The organism is Pelagibius sp. (assembly GCF_965249265.1).
In the GTDB taxonomy this organism is placed as follows: Bacteria; Pseudomonadota; Alphaproteobacteria; order Kiloniellales; family Kiloniellaceae; genus Pelagibius.
Genome location: NZ_OZ252224.1, coordinates 706,746 through 726,960, shown reverse-complemented (window position 1 = coordinate 726,960; position 20,215 = coordinate 706,746). Strand labels below are relative to the sequence as shown.

Sequence of the window (20,215 nt, the reverse complement as noted above, 5' to 3'; positions counted from 1 at the left end):
GCCGCCCCATTGGTGTCACAGAGACATCAGGAGACGAGGATCTGGCTGGCCGCATCCTCGACGAGATCGCTAATCGAGGCGATTGCGCCCGTGCCCGCACCGAGGAAAGTCAGCGAGGACCCGTTGTCGAAGGAGACGAAGACCTTGCCGCCGCCGTCGGTGACATCGGTGATCGCGGCGCCGAGGTCATCCAGGTCGATATCGCCGTCGCCGTCTGCATCGATCAGGTCGTGGAACGAGAGGATGTCCGACCCTTTCTGGAAGTCGAGAATGCGGTCGTGGCCTGCGCCGCCGGCTTGATCGAGCCCACCGAAGACGAAGGTGTCGGCGCCGCTGCCGCCGGTCAGGCTGTCGTCACCGGCGCGGCCCATAAGCCGGTCGCGCCCCTTGCCGCCTAAGAGGGCGTTGTCACCGCCGTCGCCGGCCAGGGTGTCGTTGCCATGACCGCTGACCGCGTTCTCGATGGAAATGAGGGTCTCGACCCGCGTGCCATAGACGGCGGTCCCGGCGGCCAGATCGATATGCCAGGCAACCGGCGCGTTGGCGTAGTCCACCGTGTCGTTGCCGGCGCCGCCGTCCAGCGTGTCGAGACCGGCGCCACCGACAAGCCGGTCGTCGCCGCCAAGGCCGCGCAGCAAATCGTCACCGCCCTTGCCGCGCAGATGATCGTCGCCGGCACCGCCGGTCAGGTTGTCGTCACCCTTGCCGCCGAGCACGATCCGGTCACCCGGCGGCGGGGCGTCGTCGAGGGCATAGGCCCGGATGTAATCGATCTTCATTTCGCCGGGCGTCGCCAGGTTGTCGGCTGGCGCACCGGCGATGCCGCCGACCGCAAGGTTGGCGATCATATACATCGGTTCGTGCATGTCCGCGGGCGTTGCCGTGCGGCCGACCTCGGTGCCGTCGTAGTACCAGACGATTTCCTCCGGCCCCCAGAGCACACCGTAGGTATGAAAGCCGCCGACGTCGGCAACATGGGCGACACGGTCGTCGATGGTGTGATCGCCGCTGGCTTCGCTGTGGGCGGTGAGAATCAGGTCGTTGGGGTTCTGGCCGCGCAGCTCGATGACGTCCAGCTCCGGCGGCCAGGAACCGTCGGCCGGGATCAGCCAGAAAGACGGCCAGAGCCCCTGGCCCTCCGGCATGTCGGCGCGGATCTCGAAGTAGCCGTAGGTCTGGGCGAAGCTCTCATAGCTGGTCAGCATGCCGGAGCTGTAGTGAAAGTCGTTGATCTCCGGCCTGATCGCCTGCGGTGTCTGCGCCGCAGTGATGGTCAGCACGCCGTCCGCAATGCTGAAGGGATTTACGGAGGCGGTCGGCCCGTAGTCATGGTCGATGTACCACTGCAATTCGTTGTTGTTCGGCAGGGTGCTGCCGTTGGGTGCGCCCCACCAGTAGTTCGTATCCCAGGTGCCGTTCTGCCCGTCCCAAAGATCGAGGCTGTCGAATTCATCGGCAAAGCTCAGCGCAAAGTCCGAGAGATCGAGACCGAGCTGAAACTGTTCGGCGTTGAGCCGGTCGACGCTGGTGTCGGCGAGCACGAGGAACTCGCCACCGCCGAGTTCGATCCAAACGTCGCCATCGGACTGGCTGGTCCTTTCCAGCAAAGCATCAAAAGAATTGATCTCGTAGCCGGTGAGACGCAGGACATCATCGGCGCTGAAATCGAGGATCAGATCGCTGCCGTTGCCCAGGGTGACGGCGAAGACATCGGCACCGCCACCGCCCTTCAGCACATCGTCGCCGCCACGCCCATCCAGGGTCTGCCGGCCCGAGCCGCCGGTGATGATGTTGTCCGTGGCATTGCCGAAGGCAAAGCGGTTGTTGCCGGTCACGATGAGATTTTCGATTTCCTCGGACAGCCGGTAGCTCATCCAGGTATCGACCGTATCGATACCTTCGTCTTCGGACTCAAAGGCCCGGTTCCGGCCGGAGTAGAGATGATAGATGTCGTCGCCGGCGCCGCCGTACATGGCGACCGTCATCGCGGACTGGCCCCAGAGGCTGTCGTGGGTTGCCGTACCGTGAAGTTCGGGTGTCCCGGCGCTTGCCGTGCGGTGGTTGATGGAACTGGCGCTATAGGAAAGGGGAATGCCCCTGGCATTGAAGATGGTGCTCATCGAATCTCGCTATCCTGCGTGTCTCGTGTCGCAACGCGCCCTCCCCTTTCACTCCGGCTGAGACGCACATCATCCTGATGTCCGCCGACGGGGCCTGCGATACCTGCCGCTTCATTGGAAAGACAGGCACCGCAATCGGGGATTGCCGTTTCGCCAATCTTTCCCGCGAAGGCTTACCCAGCGCTTAAGCCCACAACTTTGTCACGGGCAGCAGACCGCGGCGGTTGACCCAGGCGTCGGCAAAGCCTAGCTGTGGGGGGCCAGACGGTCGGATGGCCGCCTTTGCCGCTGTTCCGCAGCGGCGGGGGAGGAAAGTCCGGGCTCCACGGAGACAGGGTGCCGGGTAACGCCCGGCGGGGGCGACCCCAGGGAAAGTGCCACAGAAAGCAAACCGCCGGTCTTTGGACAGGTAAGGGTGAAAGGGTGCGGTAAGAGCGCACCGCGCCCCCGGCAACGGGGGCGGCAGGGCAAACCCCACCCGGAGCAAGATCAAGTAGGGACGGCCGGGCCAGCCTTTCGGGGTGGGGCCGGGCGGGTTTTCGCGCCGCCGTCCGGGTCGATCGCGCGAGGCCTTCGGCAACGAGGGCCCCAGATGAATGGCCATCCATGCGGGGCAACCCGCGGGACAGAACCCGGCTTACAGACCGTCTGGCTTATTATCTCTTTGTTTTTACAGTAAAAATCCCAAGCACCCTGGACGCTTTCTGTCGCCCGGACAGGCGCGACAGGGCTCTGAAACAGTGTCCCAAAGCCGAGAACAGAGCCCAATAAGAACAAAGATCGAACAAAGTGCTGCCACAATTTCTCGTCACTCTTACTTGTGGCTTTTCAGACGACACCCACAAGGGCTGCCACAACTACACAAAAAAGCCCTTACTCATGGGCTTTAAGCTGTTGTTAACCCCAGGGAATTACTTGTGTTGGCATTGACACCCATAAAATCCCATGATATCCCAAACGATCCCATATTGGGGATAAACTACGGCAATTTTTGCCAGATCGTGGGGCCGGGACCCTCCGGAAGCGGATGGTCCCCTGCGAAACGAGCGAAACGATCCGGCCAGGGCGGCCTGAACAACGGCGGGAAAGGAGCCGCGGGGGAACGAGGTGGCAGTCTTTATTGGCACCTTCGAGAACAAGGTGGATCAGAAGGGCCGGGTTTCCGTCCCCGCTGTGTTCCGCCAGACACTCGCCGGCCTGTCGTTTAACGGCATCGTCGCTTTCCGTTCGCATCGCGCCGATGCGATCGAAGGCTGCGGCATGGATTTCATGGAGCAGATGATCGCCCGGGTGTCAGAGATCGATCTCTTCTCCGAAACCCACGACGACCTGGCGACCACGATTTTCTCGGATTCCCAGCAGCTTCCCTTCGACGGCACCGGGCGCATCATGCTGCCCCAGGGCTTTCGCGACCATGCCGGCATCACCGACAAGGCCGCTTTTGTCGGCATGGGACAACTCTTTCAGATCTGGCACCCCGACGCCCTGGAGCGTCACAAGGCGGAAGCGCGCAGCCGCGCCCGCTCCCAAAGGCTGACCATTCCGGCCGGCGGCGGAGGTGGGCGATGAATGCGGAAACCCCGATGAAGGGTGGGGCAGCCGGCGGGGCAAGCGGCGGGGCGCACAAGCCGGTCCTGCTCGCCGAAGTGTTGGAAGCCCTGGCGCCGCGCGACGGCGCCATTTACGTTGACGGCACCTTCGGTGCCGGCGGCTACAGCCGCGCCATCCTCGATGCCGCCGACTGCACGGTCTGGGGCATCGACCGGGACCGCAGCGCCGTGGCCCGCGGCCGCAAACTGGCCGAGGACTATCCCGGCCGCCTGCACATGATCGAGGGCTGTTTCGGCGACATGAAGGCGCTGCTGGCCGATCGCCTGGACAGCCCGCTGGACGGCATCGCCCTGGATCTCGGCGTCTCCTCGATGCAGATAGACGAGGCCGAGCGCGGCTTCTCCTTCCGTTTCGACGGCCCCCTGGACATGCGCATGGAGGGGCCGGACGACGACAAAGCCGCCGGCCGGCCCAGCGCCGCCGAGGTGGTGAACAACCTGCCGGAAGCTGAGCTGGCCGACATTATATACCGCTACGGCGAGGAGCGCCGCTCGCGCCAGGTGGCCCGGGCCATCGTGACGGCGCGCGCCGAAAAGCCGATCACCCGCACCGGCGAACTGGCGGACCTGGTGCGCGGCGCGGTGAAACAGACGGCCAAGCGTGGCGCCAAGGCCATCGATCCGGCAACCCGCACCTTTCAGGCCCTGCGCATTCATGTAAATGACGAGCTGGGCGAACTGGAGCGCGGCCTGGAAGCGGCCGAGCAGTTGCTGGGCCCCGGCGGACGCCTCGCCGTGGTTTCCTTTCACTCTCTGGAAGACCGGCAGGTAAAGCAGTTTCTGCGCGCCCGCAGCGGCGAAGGGGCCGCGCGCTCCCGCCACTTGCCGCCGGTCCAGGATGACGGCGCAGCCGCCGCAACTTTCCGGCCGTTGTTTCGCGGCAGCCGAAGCGCCGGCGAAGCCGAATGCCGCGACAACCCGCGCGCGCGCTCCGCCCATCTGCGCGCCGCCGAGCGCAACGACACCCCCGCACCCGGTAAGCGTGCCAGCCAGGCAGGTCGGTCATGAGGCGCTTCGTCATCTTCTGCTGGATCCTCGCCGGCTCTGCGACCGCCCTGACGCTGTTTCAGATCAAACAGGAAGTGTTGGAGTTGGAGCACGACATCAAATCGGTGCACCGCGAGATCCTGCGCGATCAGGAGGCCATTCACGTGCTGGAAGCCGAATGGAGCTACCTGAACAACCCGGCGCGCATCGCCGCCCTGGCCGAACGGCACCTGAACCTGGCGCCGATCCCGGCCGAGCGGATCATCGACTTTGCCGAGCTGCCCCTTCCCGGTGAGACACTGCCGGGTGAAGAGGGTGAGGAAGACGGCGACGGCAGCGCTGCCAAGGGGCCGGCTACCCTGGTCGCGGCCCCCGCCGCCGCAACGGGAGCCATCGACCGATGATCCGTCGCTATCTCGTCCGCTCCCAGACCAAGCCGTTACCGCCGGCGACGGCCGCCGAGCTGCCCAGCTTCGATTTGCAGGGCGGCCGCCCGGTGGAACTGCGTCTTGAAGGCACCGCCCGACAGACTCTGGAGACCGGCCGCACCCGTCTGCTGGTTGCCGCCGTCAGTTTCGCCCTGGCTTTCAGCCTGATCGGCTGGCGCCTCGTCGACTTCGGCCTGATGACCGACCGGCACGAACCGTCGATCGCGCGCAACCTTTCCTCCGGCGGGCTGGAGACCGGGCGCGCCGATATTGTTGACCGCAACGGCATCGTCCTGGCCACCACCCTGCCGACGGCTTCGCTTTACGCCAATCCACGGCATGTGCGCGACCCCGAGGGTGCCGCCCTGCGTCTTTCCGAGGTGCTGCCCGATGTCAGCCCGGCCCAGCTCGGCGCCAAACTGGGCAGCGAGCGCTCCTTTGTCTGGCTGCAGCGCAACCTGACGCCGCGCCAGCAGTATGCGGTGAACCGCCTGGGTATCCCCGGTCTCTATTTCCAGCGCGAGCACCGGCGCTTTTATCCGCACGGCGCCCTGACGCCCCATGTCGTCGGCTTCACCGGCGTCGACAACCAGGGCCTGGCCGGCATCGAACAGTCCTTTGATGACGTGCTGCGCGCTTCGGCCAAGCCGCTGCAGCTCAGCCTCGACATCCGCATCCAGCACATCCTCGCCGAGGAGCTGGCGAAATCGATAGAGACCTTCAGCGCCATCGGCGGCGCCGGCGTGGTGATGGATGCCAACACCGGCGAGATCGTCGCCATGACCTCCCTGCCCAGCTACGACCCGGCCAAGCCTGCCGCCGCTCCCACCGAGGCACGCTTCAACCGCGCCAGCCTGGGCACCTACGAGATGGGCTCGATCTTCAAGATCTTCACCACGGCCATGGCGCTCAACGAAGGCGTCGTCACCCTGCGCGACGGCTACGATACGCGCAAACCGATCCGTATCTCGCGCTTCACCATCAGGGACTTCAAGCCCAAGAACCGTTGGCTGACGATTCCGGAGATCTTCATCTACTCCAGCAACATCGGCACGGTTCATATGGCCATGGACGCCGGCACCCCGGCGCAGAAGACCTTTTTGAAGCGTCTCGGACTGTTGCAGCCGGCCAGCGTCGAGCTGGCGGAGGTCGCCCAGCCGTTGATCCCCTCGCCCTGGCGCGAGATCAACACCATGACGATTTCCTATGGCTACGGCCTGGCGGTTTCGCCGCTGCAGTTGACCGGCGCCGTCGCCGGTCTGGTGAACGGCGGCACGGAAGTGCGCCCGACCCTGTTGCGGCGGGATCCGGCCAAGGTGGCCAAGGGGCCGAGGATCATCTCTGAAGCGACGTCGGAGACTATCCGCAAATTGATGCGCCTGGTCGTCATCAAGGGCTCCGGCCGCAAGGCCAATGCCGAGGGTTACCTCGTCGGCGGCAAGACCGGCACCGCGGACAAGCTTGCCGGGCGCCGCTATGCCCGCAACGCCCGCATCTCCTCTTTCGTGGCCGGCTTCCCGATGGACAAGCCGCGCTACGTCGTCTTCGTCACCATCGACGAGCCGAAGCCGACCAAGGAGACCTTCGGTTATGCCACCGGCGGCTGGGTTGCCGCGCCGGCGGTCAACAACATCGTTACCCGCGTCGCCCCCCTCGTCGGCATCGCGCCGCGCGACAACGGCGACGCGATGGTCGAACAGCTTCTGGTCGATATCGAAGAGCGCGCGGAAGGACGCCAGCTTGCGTCTAACTGATCTGCTCGCAACGGAAGGGAATGGAATGCAGCCGCAAGCGGCACCTGCAGAGGCCTTGGCAGAGATGGAGATCAGCGGTCTGACGGCGGACAGCCGGCAGGTCGCCGAGGGCTATCTCTTTGCCGCCTTGCCGGGCAGCCGCGTCGACGGCCGCGACTTCATTCCTCAGGCCCTGGCCCAGGGTGCGGCGGCGGTCCTGGCGCCGGAGGGCACCGAACTGCCCGCGGCGGCAAAGAGCGTCGCCCTGATCACCGACCCCAACCCGCGGCGGCGCCTGGCGCTGCTCGCCGCCCGCTTTTTCGAACGCCAGCCGGCGACGGCCGTCACCGTCACCGGCACCAATGGCAAGACTTCGGTCGCAAGCTTCACCATTCAGATCTGGCAAGCCCTGGGCCGCGACGCGGCCAGCCTGGGCACCCTCGGCCTGCAGCCGCCGCGTCCCGACGCGCCGGCCTCGCTGACAACGCCCGATCCGGTGGAACTGCACCGCTGCCTTGCGTCGCTGGCCCGTGATCGCGTTGATCATGTTGTGCTGGAAGCCTCAAGCCATGGACTGGACCAGTATCGGCTTGACGGGATCCGGGTCAGCGCCGCTGCCTTCACCAACCTCACCCGCGACCATCTCGACTACCACGGCACCATGGAGGCCTACCTGGCCGCCAAGCTGCGGCTCTTCACCGAGCTGCTGCAGGCCGACGGTACCGCCGTGGTGAACATCGACGATCGGGCGGGGATTCAGGTGGCCGAGGCCTGCCGCGCCCGCGGCGTGACGCTTCTCACCTATGGCCGCGCCGCCAGCGACCTGCAACTGCTGGAGCAGCTGCCGACGGCGACCGGCCAAGACCTGAAACTGCGTCTGCTCGGCAAAGACATTTCGGTTTCCCTGGGTGTCGTCGGCGCCTTTCAGGCCGAAAACGTTCTGGCTGCCCTTGGCCTGGTGATTGCCGGTGGGGTCGCGCCTGAAGAAGCCGCAGCGACTCTGAACAAGCTGGGCGGCGTGCCGGGCCGTTTGGAATTGGTGGGCGAAACCGCCGCCGGCGGACACGTCTACGTCGACTATGCCCATACACCGGATGCGCTGGAGACGGTGCTGAAGGCGGTACGCCCCCACACCCGAGGCCAGCTCAGCGTCGTGGTCGGCTGCGGCGGTGACCGCGACCGCGGCAAGCGGCCGCAGATGGGTGAGATTTCCGTGCGCCTGGCCGACAAGGCCTTCATCACCGACGACAACCCGCGCAGCGAAAACCCGGCGACGATCCGCCAGGCGATGCTGGCGGCAGCGCCGGGCGCGGAAGAGATCGGCGATCGGGGGGCGGCCATTGCCACCGCGGTGGCCGCGCTGGGTTCGGGCGATGTCCTGGTCATCGCCGGCAAGGGCCATGAGACTGGCCAGATTGTTGGGGGACAAGTCTTGCCGTTCGACGATAGGGACGTCGCCCGAACCGCCATTCTGGAAGCTGGAGGGCAGCGCGCATGACCGGCCCCGCCCTCTGGACCGCCGAGGAAGTCGCCCAAGCAACCGGCGGCCGCCTGACCGGAGACTGGGCAGCGACGGGAGTCTCCATCGATTCCCGGACGCTGGAGACCGGCGATCTCTTCGTCGCCCTGAAAGGCCCGAGTTTCGACGGCCACGACTACGCCGGCAAAGCCATCAAAGCCGGGGCCGCTGCGGCCATGGTTCACCGCCGCGCCGACGGCATCGACGAGAGCGATCCGCTGATCATCGTCGATGACAGCTTCGCCGCGCTCTGGCGCCTCGGCACCGCGGCGCGCGAACGCAGCCATGCCCGTCTGATCGCGGTGACCGGCTCGGTCGGCAAGACCGGCACCAAAGAGGCTCTGCGCCTCTGCCTGGAGCCGCAAGGCCTCACCTCCGCCAGCGTCGGCAGTTTCAACAACCACTGGGGCGTGCCGCTCAGCCTCGCAAGGATGCAGCGCGACGCGGACTACGGCATCTTTGAGCTGGGCATGAACCATGCCGGCGAAATCAGCGAGCTGACCGCCCTGGTGCGCCCCCATGTATCGATCATCACGAACATCGAACCGGCCCACCTCGGCAACTTCGACTCGATCACCGGCATCGCCGACGCCAAGGCCGAGATCTTCGAAGGCATGGACGCCAACGGCTGCGCCGTTCTCAATCGCGACAACGCGCTGTTTCATCACCTGCGCGACAAGGCCGAGGCCGCCGGGCTCAGCCGGATCATCACCTTCGGGCGCCACGAGGAGGCCGATGCGCGGCTGATCGAGGAATCGCTCCATGCCACCTGCAGCGGCGTCAAAGCCGTGATCCGCGGCGTCGAGCTGGATTACTGCATCGCCATGCCGGGCGCCCATTGGGTCATGAACTCTCTCGCGGTCCTGGCCGCCATCGGCGCTGCCGGTGCGGACATGACCGCCGCCGCGGCACAGCTTGCCAACCTGCGCCCTCTCAAGGGACGCGGCGAGCGCCACAGCATCGAAACCCAAGGCGGCAGCTTCAAGCTGATCGACGACAGCTACAACGCCAATCCGACCTCCATGCGCGCTTCTCTCGAAGTGCTGGGCCGATCCAGCCTCGGCGAGAATGGGCGGCGCATCGCCGTGCTCGGCGACATGCTGGAACTCGGTGACCAGTCGGCGGAGATGCACGCCAGTCTTGCCGCCCCGCTGCAGGAAAACGGCATCGATCTGGTGTTCACCTGCGGCCCCGACATGGCGGCCCTGCACGAGGCCCTGCCGAAAGCGCTGCGCGGGGCGCATGCCGAAGATTCAAAGGCGCTTGCCGGCGCCGTGGTTCAAGCCGTCAAGCCCGGTGACAGCGTCTTGGTGAAGGGTTCGCTGGGTTCGCGCATGGCCCTGGTGATCGACGCCCTGATGACGCTCGATCAGGATCAGCCCCACGCGGCGAACGGGCAGTAGGAGACAGCATAGCGTGCTCTATAACCTTCTGGTCCCCCTCGCCGACGAACACATCGTCTTCAACCTGTTCCGCTACCTCACCTTCCGCAGCGGCGGTGCGGTAATCACGGCGCTGATCATCTGCTTCCTCTTGGGGCCGCGGGTCATCGCCTGGCTGCGCTCGAAGCAGGGCGAAGGACAGCCGATCCGCGAAGACGGGCCGGAAGGGCACTTGCTGACCAAGAAGGGCACCCCGACCATGGGGGGCTTCCTGATTCTCATCGCCATCACCATCTCCACCCTGCTTTGGGCGGATCTGACCAACCGCTATGTCTGGTGCGTTCTGATCGTCACCGTCGGCTTCGGCGCCGTCGGCTTCATCGACGACTACATGAAGCTGACCAAGCGGTCGAGCGACGGCCTGCCCGGCCGATTGAAACTGCTGATCCAGTTTGTGATCGCCACCGCGGTCGCCATGTGGATCTCCTACATCGCACCGCCGGAGATGGATCTCCACCTCGCGGTGCCGTTCTTCAAGGATCTGCTGATCAATCTCTGGATCTTCTTCATTCCCTTTGCCGTACTGGTCATGGTCGGCGCCTCCAATGCCGTGAACCTGACCGACGGCCTGGACGGCCTCGCCATCGTGCCGGTGATGATCGCCGCCGGTTGCTTCGCCTTCATCGCCTACCTCGTCGGCAACTCTTTCTTCGCTAATTACCTGGAAGTGCACTACGTCCCCGGCACCGGCGAGTTGGCCGTCTTCTGCGGCGCGCTGGTCGGCGCCAGCCTGGGCTTCCTCTGGTTCAACGCTCCGCCGGCCATGGTCTTCATGGGCGACACCGGGTCGCTTTCCTGCGGCGGCGCACTGGGCTCCATCGCCGTGGTCACCAAGCACGAACTGGTGCTGGCCATCATCGGCGGACTTTTCGTCTTGGAAACGGTTTCGGTCATGGTGCAGGTCGCTTCCTTCAAGCTGACCGGCAAGCGGGTCTTCCGCATGGCCCCGCTGCACCATCACTTCGAAAAGAAGGGCTGGGCCGAGCCGACCATCGTCATCCGTTTCTGGATCATTGCCTCCATCCTGGCGCTGATCGGCCTTTCCACCCTGAAGCTGAGGTGAGGCCGCTGCGATCATGATCGACCTTTCCTTCTTCGCCGGTTTGCCCGTTGCCGTACTCGGCCTCGGCAAGTCCGGCCTGGCTGCCGCCAAGGCGCTCCAGGCCGCCGGTGCGGAGGTTTGGGCCTGGGACGACAGCGAAGACCAGCGTGCCAAGGCGCGCGAGGCCGAGATTCCCCTGGTCGATCTGCACCAGGCCAACTGGCAGGAACTGACCAGCCTGTTGCTGTCGCCCGGCATTCCCCACACGCATCCCGAACCGCACCCGGTGGCCGAGCTGGCGCGCCGGCACGGCTGCGAGATCATCGGCGATATCGAGCTGCTCGGCCGGGCCCAGCGCAACGCCCGCTACCTCGGCATCACCGGCACCAACGGCAAATCCACCACCACGGCGCTGACCGGCCACATCCTGGAACTCGCCGGCCGCGCCGTCGCCATCGGCGGCAACCTGGGCACACCGGTGCTGACGCTGGAGGCGCTGGATCTGGAGGGTGTCTACGTCCTGGAGATGTCGTCCTACCAGTTGGAGCTGACCCTCTCCATCACCTTCGACGTTGCGGTGCTGCTGAACATCAGCCCCGATCACTTGGAGCGTCACGGCGGCTTCGAAGGCTATGTGAACGCCAAGCGTTCGATCTTTCACCGCCAGACCAAGCCGCGCTCTGCGGTGATCGGTGTCGATGACGAAACCTGCGCCGCGATCTTCAACGAGTTGAAGGCCGCCGACGAGCAGGAGGTGATCCCGGTTTCCGGTGAGCGCATCGTACCCGGCGGCGTCTATGTACAGAACGGCGTCCTGATCGACGATCTGGACGGCCAGCAGGTACCCGCGCTCGACCTGAAAGAGGTCGCCAGCCTGCCGGGCACCCACAACTGGCAGAATGCCGCAGCGGCCTATGCCGCCTGTCGGGCAATCGGTGTCGATGCCCCGGTCATCGCCGCCTGCCTGCGCTCTTTCCCCGGGTTGCCGCACCGCCAGGAGATTCTGGCGGTGATCGACGACACTGCTTTCATAAACGACTCAAAAGCCACCAACGGCGATGCCGCCGCCAAAGCTCTGGCCTGCTACGACAAGATCATCTGGATCGCCGGGGGGCAGGCCAAGGAAGGCGGCCTTGGCGGACTGGAGCCCTTCTTCGGCCGCATCGTCCATGCTTTCCTGATCGGCGAGGCCGCCACGGACTTTGCGGCGGTGCTGCAGGACAAGATGCCGGTAACGCTGTCCGGCCGCCTGGAAGAGGCGGTACCCGCCGCGGCGGCCGAGGCGAAGCGCCATCCCGGCGCCGTCGTCCTGCTCTCACCGGCCTGTGCCTCCTTCGATCAGTACCGCAACTTCGAGATCCGCGGCGATGCCTTCCGCGACCTCGTCACGGCCCTGCCCGGCGAGCGCGGCGAGATCGATGCCGGCGCGCTCAGCACTGCGGGGGCGTCATGACGAGTTTCGCGCGCACCGATACCAGCCTGCTGGGCCGCTGGTGGTGGACCGTGGACCGCTGGACCCTGCTGTCGCTGATCGCCCTCATGGGCTTCGGCGCCGTGTTGATGCTGGCGGCCTCCCCCGCCGCCGCCGAGCGCATCGGCCTTAAGTCCTTCCAGCTCGCCAGCCGTCAGATCGTCTTGCTGCCCTTTGCCGCGGCACTGTTGGTCGCCATGTCCCTGGCGACGCCGCGCTGGGTCCGCCGCATCGCCTGTGTCGGCCTGCTGGGCTCTATCGCCCTTTTGGTTCTCACGTTGCTGTTCGGGCCTGAAATCAAGGGCGCCACGCGCTGGATCAATCTCGCCGGCTTCTCCCTCCAGCCCTCGGAATTCGCCAAGCCCTGCTTCGCCGTGGTGGCCGCCTGGATGTTTTCTCTGCGCCAGGAAGAAACCGGCGTGCCGGGCGCCAAGATCGCCGTCGCGCTTTGGCTGATGATGGTCGCTTTGCTGCTGCTGCAGCCCGATGTCGGCCAGGCCGTGCTGCTGACCGCGATCTGGGGCACCCAGGTCTTCCTCGCCGGGCTGCCCTTGGCCTGGATCGCCGTGCTCGCCGTGGTCGGCGCCGCCGGACTGGTCACCGCCTACTTCGCCCTGCCCCATGTCTCGGCCCGGGTCGACAGTTTCTTCGATCCGGCCGCCGGCGACCGCTATCAGATCAATCGTTCCATCGAAGCCTTCATGAACGGCGGTCTGCTGGGCCGCGGCCCCGGCGAAGGCACCGTGAAAGCGCAACTGCCCGATGCCCATTCCGATTTCATCTTCGCCGTCGCCGGCGAGGAGATGGGCCTGATCGCCTGCCTTTTGATTCTCGCACTCTTTGCCTTCGTCGTCTTGCGCGGCTTTGCCCGCCTGCTGCAGGAAAACTCGCTCTTCGTGCTGCTGGCGGCCAGCGGCCTGCTGGTGCAGTTCGGCCTGCAGGCCTTCATCAACATGGCCTCCACCCTGCACCTCATGCCGACCAAGGGCATGACCCTGCCCTTCCTCAGCTACGGCGGCTCTTCGCTGATGGCTCTGGCACTGGGTATGGGCATGCTTCTGGCGCTGACCCGGCGGCGGGTCGGTGGGGAGGCCGGCACATGACCGCGGCAGCCAGATTTCCCCGCAAGGTCGCCCTGGCGGCCGGCGGCACCGGCGGCCACATGTTCCCGGCCCAGGCCCTGGCGCGCGAACTGCTGGCGCGCGGCGTCGAGGTGATGTTGATCACCGATCGGCGCGGCGGCGGCTTCGGCCCCGACCTGCCGCAGGTCGAAACCTACCGCATTCCCGCCGGCGCCATGGCCGGCGCCGGCATCGGCAAGAAGCTTAAGTCCGCCGTGCAATTGGCGCTCGGCTATCTCCAGGCGCGCGGCCATCTGAAGCGCGCCGGCGCCGAGGTCGTCGTCGGGTTCGGCGGCTATCCCTCGGTTCCCTCTGTGCTTGCCGGCGCCCATCGCGGCCTCAGGGTCGTGCTGCATGAACAGAACTCCATCATCGGCCGCGCCAACCGGCTGCTGGCGTCGCGCGCTGCCGTCATCGCCACCTCCTTCGACCGCGTCGAGGGAATCTCCGATAGCGACCGCGCGAAGCTGCGCATTACCGGCAACCCGGTCCGCCCGGCCATTGCCGCCAGCGGTAACCGTCCCTACGCCGTGCCCGGCGAGAACGACAAACTGCGCTTGCTCGTCGTCGGCGGCAGCCAGGGCGCGAAGGTGTTCAACGATGTGGTCCCGGCCGCGATTGCGCGGCTGCCGGAAGACCTGCGGCGGCGCCTGGTGGTCAATCAGCAGGTTCCCGGACAGGCGGTCGACGCGGTGGCAGCGCTCTACGACGGCTGCGGCGTGACCCACGATCTGGCGCCCTTCTTCGACGATGTCCCGGAGCGACTGGCCGCCGCCCATCTGGTGATCAGCCGGGCCGGCGCCTCGACTGTCGCCGAGCTGGCGGCCGCCGGACGGCCCGCGGTCATGGTCCCCCTCCCCTCGGCCACCGACGATCATCAGACCGGCAACGCCCAGGCCCTGGTTGAGGTCGGCGGCGGCTGGCTGATGCCTCAATCCGGCCTCGATGCCGAGAGCCTCTGCGACCGCCTGGCCTCGCTGCTGTCCTCACCGGCCCTGCTCACCCGCGCCGCCTCCTGCGCCCGCGCTGCCGCGCATCTGAACGCCGCCAGCGATCTGGCCGATCTGGTCTGCAGTCTCGACGACGGCAACGGCGAACGCCTGACCGGTGCTCCGGATACAAAGAAGGAGGCCGCGGCATGAGAGGCCTTCCCTTGAACCTCGGCACCATCCACTTCGTCGGCATCGGCGGCATCGGCATGAGCGGCATTGCCGAGGTACTGGCCAACCTGGGCTATCAGGTCCAGGGCAGCGACATGTCGGACAACGCCAATGTCCAGCGCCTGCGCAAGATGGGGGTCGAGATCTTCGTCGGCCACCGCGCCGAAAACCTGGGCGACGCCCAGGTGGTGGTCATCTCCTCGGCCATCAAGACCGGCAACCCCGAGGTCGACGCCGCGCGCCAGCGTTTCATTCCCATCGTGCGCCGCGCCGAGATGCTGGGCGAACTGATGCGCCTGAAGTGGTCGATCGCCGTCGGCGGCACCCACGGCAAGACCACCACCACCTCCATGGTCGCCACGCTGCTCGACGGCGCCGGCCTCGACCCGACGGTGATCAACGGCGGCATCATCAACGCCTACGGCACCAACGCGCGCCTGGGCGACGGCGACTGGATGGTGGTCGAAGCCGACGAGAGCGACGGGTCCTTCACAAAACTGCCGGCGACCATCGCCGTGGTCACCAACATCGACCCGGAACACATGGATTTCTACGGCAGCGAGGAAGCGCTGCATCAGGCCTTCGAGGTCTTCGTCGAGAACATCCCGTTCTACGGCTTCGCCGTGCTCTGCATCGACCATCCTTCGGTGCAGTCCTTGATCGGGCGGATCGAGGACCGCCGCATCATCACCTACGGCGTGAGCCCACAGGCCGACTACCGCGCCGAGGAGATCCGCGTCGAGAACGGCGGTCTGACCTTCGACATCGTGGTCACCGACCGCGGCGGCGATGACGTAACCCGCATCGAGGCCATGCACCTGCCGATGCTGGGTCAGCACAATGCCATGAACGCTCTCGCCGCCATCACCGTCGCGCGGGAGATGGGCTTGGAGGAGCCGAACATCCGCCAGGCGCTGTCGGGCTTCGGCGGCGTGAAGCGGCGCTTCACCCGTACGGGCGAGGCCGGCGGCATCACCGTGATCGACGACTACGGCCACCACCCGGTGGAGATCACCGCCGTTCTGGCCGCCGCGCGCCAGGCCGCCGAGGGCAAGGTGATCGCCGTGGTGCAGCCGCACCGCTACAGCCGCCTGGCCGACCTCTTCGAACAGTTCTGCAGCTGCTTCAACGATGCCGACACGGTGATCGTCGCAGACGTTTACGCGGCAGGCGAGCAGCCGATTCCGGGCGCCGACCGCGACGGCCTCGTCGAGGGACTGCGCGCCCGGGGCCACCGCCAGCCTTTGGCGCTGGAATCCGCCGAGGCCCTGCCGAGCATGATCCAGGAGCTGGCTGCGCCCGGCGACCTCGTCGTCTGCCTCGGCGCCGGCAACATCACCGCCTGGGCCAACGCCCTGCCGGCGGAACTGCAGGCCCTGCAGGACGGGTCTTCTCCAGCCGGAGGGGGACGATGACCGCCATGGCAGCGATGCAGGACAATCCCCTCATTTCCCGCCTGCCGACCGTGCGCGGGCGTCTCACCGAGCAGGCGCCGCTGGGCGGTATCACCTGGTTCCGCGTCGGCGGCCCGGCGGAGGTCATGTTCCGCCCCGCCGACCGCGAAGACCTGCTGACCTTCCTCGCCGGCAAACCCGCCGACGTGCCGGTCACCGTGCTCGGCGTCGCTTCCAACGTTCTGATCCGCGACGGCGGCCTGCCGGGCGTTGTCATCCGCCTCGGCCGCGGCTTCGCCGACATCGAAGCGGTGGAGGGCGATGTGCTTTGCGGCGCGGCGGCCCTCGACATCAACGTCGCCACCTCCGCCAAGCTGTTCGGCATTGCCGGACTGGAATTTCTCTCCGGCGTGCCGGGCACCATCGGCGGCGCTCTGCGCATGAACGCCGGCGCCTACGGCAAGGAGATCAAGGACGTTCTGGTCTGGGCCGAAGCCGCCGACACCGCCGGAAAGGTGCATCGCCTGAGCCTGGAGGACATGGGCTTCGAATACCGCCGCTCAGCCCTGCCGGCGGACTGGATCTGTCTCGGCGCGCGCCTGCATGGCGAACCCGGCGATGCGGCCCTTATCGAAGCGCGGATGCACGAGATTCAGAATCAACGCGCCGCCAGCCAGCCGCTGAAGACCCGCACCGGCGGCAGCACCTTCAAGAACCCCGAAGGGCACAAGGCCTGGGAGTTGATCGATGCGGCCGGCTGCCGCGGCCTGAAGGTCGGCGGCGCCATGGTCTCGGAAAAACACTGCAACTTCCTGATCAACACCGGCAACGCGACCGCCGCCGATTTGGAAGCCCTCGGCGAAGAAGTCCGCCGCCGGGTGAAGGACAACAGCGGCGTCATGCTGGAATGGGAAATCCGCCGTCTCGGCGTCACCCCGGAAACGGGAGGCGCCAATGGCTAAAAGCGTCGCCGTTCTGATGGGCGGGGTTTCCGCGGAGCGTGAAGTGTCGCTGAATTCCGGCGCCGCCTGCGCCGCTGCCCTGCGCGAGGCGAAGTACCGTGTCAGCGAAATCGACGTCTCCCGCGACATGGCGGCCCTGGTCGCCGCCCTGGAACCCGCCCCCGACGCGATCTTCAACGCCCTGCATGGGCGCTGGGGCGAAGACGGCTGCGTTCAAGGTCTGCTGGAACTGCTGCAGATCCCCTACACCCACTCCGGCGTGCTGGCCTCCGCCCTCGCCATGGACAAGGTCATGGCCAAGAACGTGGTGGCCGCGGCCGGCGTCACCAGCCCGAACGGCCTTATCATCAAGGCCGAGGAGCTGGAGCGCGGCGATCCGATGCCGCGCCCCTATGTGGTGAAGCCGCCGCGCGAAGGCTCCAGCGTCGGGGTCCGGATCGTCCGCGAAGGCGACAACCAGCCGCCCATCGCCGTGATCGGCTGGCAGCCCGACCAGGAACTGTTGGTCGAACCGTTTATCCCCGGACGCGAATTGACGGTCAGCGTAATGGGCGACCGCGCCCTGGCGGTGACCGAGATCAAGCCCCTCGGCGACGGCTTCTACGACTACGACGCCAAGTACTCCGACGACAGTCAGGTGGCCGCCGTCCACGTAATCCCTGCCGAGGTGCCGGAAAGCATCTATGCGCAGGCCCTGGATGCCTCGCTCGCGGCGCACCAGGCCCTCGGTTGCCGCGGGGTCAGCCGCTCCGACTTCCGGTACGACGATACCGAGAAACAACCGGGCGCACTCTATTACCTGGAAACCAATACCCAGCCGGGCATGACCTCGAACAGCCTCGTCCCCGAACAGGCCCGCCACGCCGGGCTGTCTCTTTCAGAACTCTGTGCCTGGATGGTGGAGAACGCCGCATGCGATTCCTGAACCCCTTTAGCCGCTCCACCAAGACCCGCAAGAAAAGCGGCGCCAAGCGCGGCACGGCCAAGCGCCGGAAGACCGGTTCACGGCGCAAGCCGGCCGGGATCAATTGGCGCCTGGTCCGGCGCGCGGTGCCGGTTACCGCCGGTCTGGCCGCAGTCGCCGGCGTCGGCTGGCTGTGGCAGGACGGCTGGTTCGGACGTCAGGTGGAGGCGCTGCAGGTCGCTGCCCTGAACGGTTCCGCCGACATGGGCCTGCGGATCGAAGAGGTTCTGGTCGAGGGGCGCAACCGCACCGAGGGGTCTTTGATCCTCAGCCAGTTGGGCCTGGCCCGCGGCCTGCCGATCCTCGGCGTCGACCCCCAAGCGGCCAAACAGACACTCGAGGCCCTGCCCTGGGTGCGCCAGGCCAGCGTCGAGCGGCAGTTGCCGGACACCATCTATATCCGCCTGCAGGAGCGTGCGCCCCTGGCCCTTTGGCAGCAAAACGGCGCGGTCCGCGTCATCGACCACCTGGGCCAGGTGATCCCTGACATCGAGCCACGCCGCTTCGCCCATCTGCCGCTGGTCGTCGGCCCTGACGCCGCCGCCCATGCCGCCGGGCTGATCGCCGTGGTCAACAGCGAACCGGAATTGAAGGAACGGGTCACCGCCGCGGTGCGCGTCGCCGGACGCCGCTGGAACATCGAGATCGAAGGGCGCATCGACGTGCGCCTGCCCGCCGATGACGCCGAGGCAGCCTGGGCACAACTGGCCAAGATCGAACGCCAGCAGGGTCTGCTGTCGCGCGACGTCGTGGTGATTGACCTGCGCCTGCCGGATCGCCTGGTGGTGCGCACCGACCGCGAAATCGGGCCGAACGGCGCCAATGAAGACGGTGAGAACACATGAGCAGTCGTATCCCACTGCTGACAGACAAGGGAGCGCAGAGCGCAGCATGAGGAAGGGCTTGGTGAAAGGCGGCATCGTCGCGGCATTGGATATCGGCAGCAGCAAAGTCTGCTGCTTCATCGCGCGCGCCGACGAAGGGGGCGCCCCCCGGGTGATCGGCATCGGACAGCAGATCAGCCGCGGTATCAAAAGCGGTGCGATCGTCGATATGGATTTGGCCGAGGCGTCGGTCCTGAACGCCGTCCATGCCGCCGAGCAGATGGCCGGCGAGACCATCGACCGCGTGGTGGTCAATCTTTCCGGCGGCTATCCGGCCTCGACCACCGTCGGGGTCGAGGTTGCGCTGCACGGTCACGAGGTCGGCGAAGCCGATCTGCGCCGCGCCGTCGAGCACGGTCACCAGACCCAGGTGGCCCGCCAGCGCGACGACCAGGGCCGGCAGATGATCCATTCCATTCCCACCGGCTATTCCATCGACGGCAGCCGCGGCATCCGCGACCCGCGCGGCATGTACGGCGAACACCTCGGCGTGCACATGCACATCATCACCGCCGCCGCCGGCGCGGTGCGCAACGTCGCCACCTGCATCCAGCGCTGCCACCTCGATCCGGTGGCTTTCGCGGTTTCCCCCTACGCCGCCGGTCTCGCCTGCCTGGTCGAAGACGAACGCGAGCTGGGCGTCACCGTGATCGATATGGGCGGCGGCACCACCACCATCGCGGTGTTCTACGAAAACAACGTGATCTTCACCGACGTCATCCCGGTCGGCGGCAACCATGTCACCAGCGACATCGCCCGCGGCCTTTCGACGCCGCTGGCCCATTCCGAACGGATGAAAACCCTCTACGGCCACGTCATCGCCGTGCCGACCGACGAGAACGAGCTGATCGACGTGCCCCAGGTGGGCGAGGAGGACAGCGCCCATTCGCAGCAGATTCCGCGCTCGCTTCTGGTCGGCATCATCCAGCCGCGTCTCGAAGAGACGCTGGAGCTGGTGCGCTCACGCCTGGAGCTGAGCGGTTTCGACAAAATCGCCGGACGCCGCGTCGTCCTGACCGGCGGCGCCTGCCAACTGCCGGGTACCCGCGAGCTGGCCTCGACGGTGCTCGACAAGCAGGTACGCATCGGCCGGCCGGTCGCCGTGCAGGGCCTGGCGGAAGCCACCTCGGGCCCCGCCTATGCGACCTGCGCGGGCCTTTTGAATTACGCCGTCACCGCGGATGCCGCGATGCCGGCGGAAGCCTCCTTGGAGGCACAGGAGATGGGCGGCCTGATCGGCCGCCTGGGGCATTGGTTTCGTGAACATTTTTAAGTTTAGAGCACAGCAATGCGGACGTTCCGGCCGGATCGGAGCAATGACTACCGGCAAGGCCGGCCAACGAATGTCCGGGGACTTTTCCCGGAAGTATTCTGAAGT

General features: G+C 66.5%; 16 protein-coding genes and 1 other RNA gene. 16 read left to right on the top strand and 1 reads right to left on the bottom strand.

The features are described from left to right. Positions 1-26 precede the first annotated feature (26 nt). The gene (locus ACP146_RS03565) at positions 27-2,120 is read right to left on the bottom strand and encodes a family 16 glycosylhydrolase (RefSeq protein ID WP_422365395.1); all 2,094 of its coding nucleotides are present in this window, start codon (positions 2,118-2,120) and stop codon (positions 27-29) included. Between the two features lie 260 nt (positions 2,121-2,380). On the opposite strand from ACP146_RS03565, the gene rnpB reads away from it, so the two are divergent. The 16 genes from rnpB to ftsA all read left to right on the top strand — a co-directional run bounded on the left by rnpB (position 2,381) and on the right by ftsA (position 20,110). Further along, positions 2,381-2,776, top strand: an RNA gene (gene rnpB / locus ACP146_RS03560) — RNase P RNA component class A. Between the two features lie 451 nt (positions 2,777-3,227). Continuing rightward, the gene (gene mraZ, locus ACP146_RS03555; protein WP_422365394.1) at positions 3,228-3,689 is read left to right on the top strand and encodes a division/cell wall cluster transcriptional repressor MraZ; all 462 of its coding nucleotides are present in this window, start codon (positions 3,228-3,230) and stop codon (positions 3,687-3,689) included. After that, on the top strand, positions 3,686-4,738 hold the full coding sequence (gene rsmH / locus ACP146_RS03550) for a 16S rRNA (cytosine(1402)-N(4))-methyltransferase RsmH (protein ID WP_422365393.1): 1,053 nt from the start codon (positions 3,686-3,688) through the stop codon (positions 4,736-4,738). The genes mraZ and rsmH overlap by 4 nt, the downstream gene beginning before the upstream one ends. Continuing rightward, positions 4,735-5,121, top strand: coding sequence for a cell division protein FtsL (gene ftsL / locus ACP146_RS03545; protein WP_422365392.1), 387 nt, complete (start codon positions 4,735-4,737; stop codon positions 5,119-5,121). Before rsmH ends, ftsL begins: the two co-directional genes overlap by 4 nt. Then, positions 5,118-6,899 (top strand): peptidoglycan D,D-transpeptidase FtsI family protein, encoded by a 1,782-nt coding sequence (locus ACP146_RS03540; protein ID WP_422365391.1) that lies wholly within the window; start codon positions 5,118-5,120, stop codon positions 6,897-6,899. The genes ftsL and ACP146_RS03540 overlap by 4 nt, the downstream gene beginning before the upstream one ends. 25 nt (positions 6,900-6,924) lie before the next feature. Then, positions 6,925-8,376, top strand: coding sequence for a UDP-N-acetylmuramoyl-L-alanyl-D-glutamate--2,6-diaminopimelate ligase (locus ACP146_RS03535; protein WP_422365390.1), 1,452 nt, complete (start codon positions 6,925-6,927; stop codon positions 8,374-8,376). Next, on the top strand, positions 8,373-9,800 hold the full coding sequence (locus tag ACP146_RS03530; protein WP_422365389.1) for a UDP-N-acetylmuramoylalanyl-D-glutamyl-2,6-diaminopimelate--D-alanyl-D-alanine ligase: 1,428 nt from the start codon (positions 8,373-8,375) through the stop codon (positions 9,798-9,800). Before ACP146_RS03535 ends, ACP146_RS03530 begins: the two co-directional genes overlap by 4 nt. Positions 9,801-9,813: 13 nt before the next feature. After that, positions 9,814-10,902, top strand: coding sequence for a phospho-N-acetylmuramoyl-pentapeptide-transferase (gene mraY / locus ACP146_RS03525; protein WP_422365388.1), 1,089 nt, complete (start codon positions 9,814-9,816; stop codon positions 10,900-10,902). Positions 10,903-10,915: 13 nt separating this feature from the next. Next, positions 10,916-12,334: a UDP-N-acetylmuramoyl-L-alanine--D-glutamate ligase gene (murD, locus tag ACP146_RS03520; RefSeq protein ID WP_422365387.1), complete on the top strand. Its 1,419-nt coding sequence runs from the start codon at positions 10,916-10,918 to the stop codon at positions 12,332-12,334. Beyond that, a complete protein-coding gene (gene ftsW / locus ACP146_RS03515; protein WP_422365386.1) occupies positions 12,331-13,455 on the top strand; it encodes a putative lipid II flippase FtsW in 1,125 nt (374 codons plus the stop codon). Before murD ends, ftsW begins: the two co-directional genes overlap by 4 nt. Next, positions 13,452-14,615 carry an undecaprenyldiphospho-muramoylpentapeptide beta-N-acetylglucosaminyltransferase gene (murG, locus tag ACP146_RS03510; protein ID WP_422365385.1) on the top strand — a complete coding sequence of 388 codons (1,164 nt, stop codon included), beginning with the start codon at positions 13,452-13,454 and terminating at the stop codon, positions 14,613-14,615. Before ftsW ends, murG begins: the two co-directional genes overlap by 4 nt. Then, positions 14,612-16,048: a UDP-N-acetylmuramate--L-alanine ligase gene (murC, locus tag ACP146_RS03505; protein WP_422365384.1), complete on the top strand. Its 1,437-nt coding sequence runs from the start codon at positions 14,612-14,614 to the stop codon at positions 16,046-16,048. The genes murG and murC overlap by 4 nt, the downstream gene beginning before the upstream one ends. Continuing rightward, on the top strand, positions 16,045-16,989 hold the full coding sequence (murB, locus tag ACP146_RS03500) for a UDP-N-acetylmuramate dehydrogenase (protein WP_422365383.1): 945 nt from the start codon (positions 16,045-16,047) through the stop codon (positions 16,987-16,989). Before murC ends, murB begins: the two co-directional genes overlap by 4 nt. Beyond that, positions 16,982-17,914 carry a D-alanine--D-alanine ligase gene (locus ACP146_RS03495; protein ID WP_422365382.1) on the top strand — a complete coding sequence of 311 codons (933 nt, stop codon included), beginning with the start codon at positions 16,982-16,984 and terminating at the stop codon, positions 17,912-17,914. The genes murB and ACP146_RS03495 overlap by 8 nt, the downstream gene beginning before the upstream one ends. Beyond that, entirely contained in the window at positions 17,902-18,798 is an 897-nt protein-coding gene (locus ACP146_RS03490) for a cell division protein FtsQ/DivIB (protein ID WP_422365381.1), read from the top strand. The genes ACP146_RS03495 and ACP146_RS03490 overlap by 13 nt, the downstream gene beginning before the upstream one ends. Before the next feature lie 46 nt (positions 18,799-18,844). After that, positions 18,845-20,110, top strand: a complete 1,266-nt coding sequence (gene ftsA, locus ACP146_RS03485; protein ID WP_422365380.1) for a cell division protein FtsA — start codon at positions 18,845-18,847, stop codon at positions 20,108-20,110. Positions 20,111-20,215 lie beyond the last annotated feature (105 nt).

Coding starts and splice junctions, on each gene's coding strand:
- ACP146_RS03565 (WP_422365395.1), bottom strand. CDS start 2,120: ATGAGCACCATCTTCAATGCCAGGGGCATTCCCCTTTCCTATAGCGCC.
- rsmH (WP_422365393.1), top strand. CDS start 3,686: ATGAATGCGGAAACCCCGATGAAGGGTGGGGCAGCCGGCGGGGCAAGC.
- ftsL (WP_422365392.1), top strand. CDS start 4,735: ATGAGGCGCTTCGTCATCTTCTGCTGGATCCTCGCCGGCTCTGCGACC.
- ACP146_RS03540 (WP_422365391.1), top strand. CDS start 5,118: ATGATCCGTCGCTATCTCGTCCGCTCCCAGACCAAGCCGTTACCGCCG.
- ACP146_RS03535 (WP_422365390.1), top strand. CDS start 6,925: ATGCAGCCGCAAGCGGCACCTGCAGAGGCCTTGGCAGAGATGGAGATC.
- ACP146_RS03530 (WP_422365389.1), top strand. CDS start 8,373: ATGACCGGCCCCGCCCTCTGGACCGCCGAGGAAGTCGCCCAAGCAACC.
- murD (WP_422365387.1), top strand. CDS start 10,916: ATGATCGACCTTTCCTTCTTCGCCGGTTTGCCCGTTGCCGTACTCGGC.
- ftsW (WP_422365386.1), top strand. CDS start 12,331: ATGACGAGTTTCGCGCGCACCGATACCAGCCTGCTGGGCCGCTGGTGG.
- murG (WP_422365385.1), top strand. CDS start 13,452: ATGACCGCGGCAGCCAGATTTCCCCGCAAGGTCGCCCTGGCGGCCGGC.
- murC (WP_422365384.1), top strand. CDS start 14,612: ATGAGAGGCCTTCCCTTGAACCTCGGCACCATCCACTTCGTCGGCATC.
- murB (WP_422365383.1), top strand. CDS start 16,045: ATGACCGCCATGGCAGCGATGCAGGACAATCCCCTCATTTCCCGCCTG.
- ACP146_RS03495 (WP_422365382.1), top strand. CDS start 16,982: ATGGCTAAAAGCGTCGCCGTTCTGATGGGCGGGGTTTCCGCGGAGCGT.
- ACP146_RS03490 (WP_422365381.1), top strand. CDS start 17,902: ATGCGATTCCTGAACCCCTTTAGCCGCTCCACCAAGACCCGCAAGAAA.
- ftsA (WP_422365380.1), top strand. CDS start 18,845: ATGAGGAAGGGCTTGGTGAAAGGCGGCATCGTCGCGGCATTGGATATC.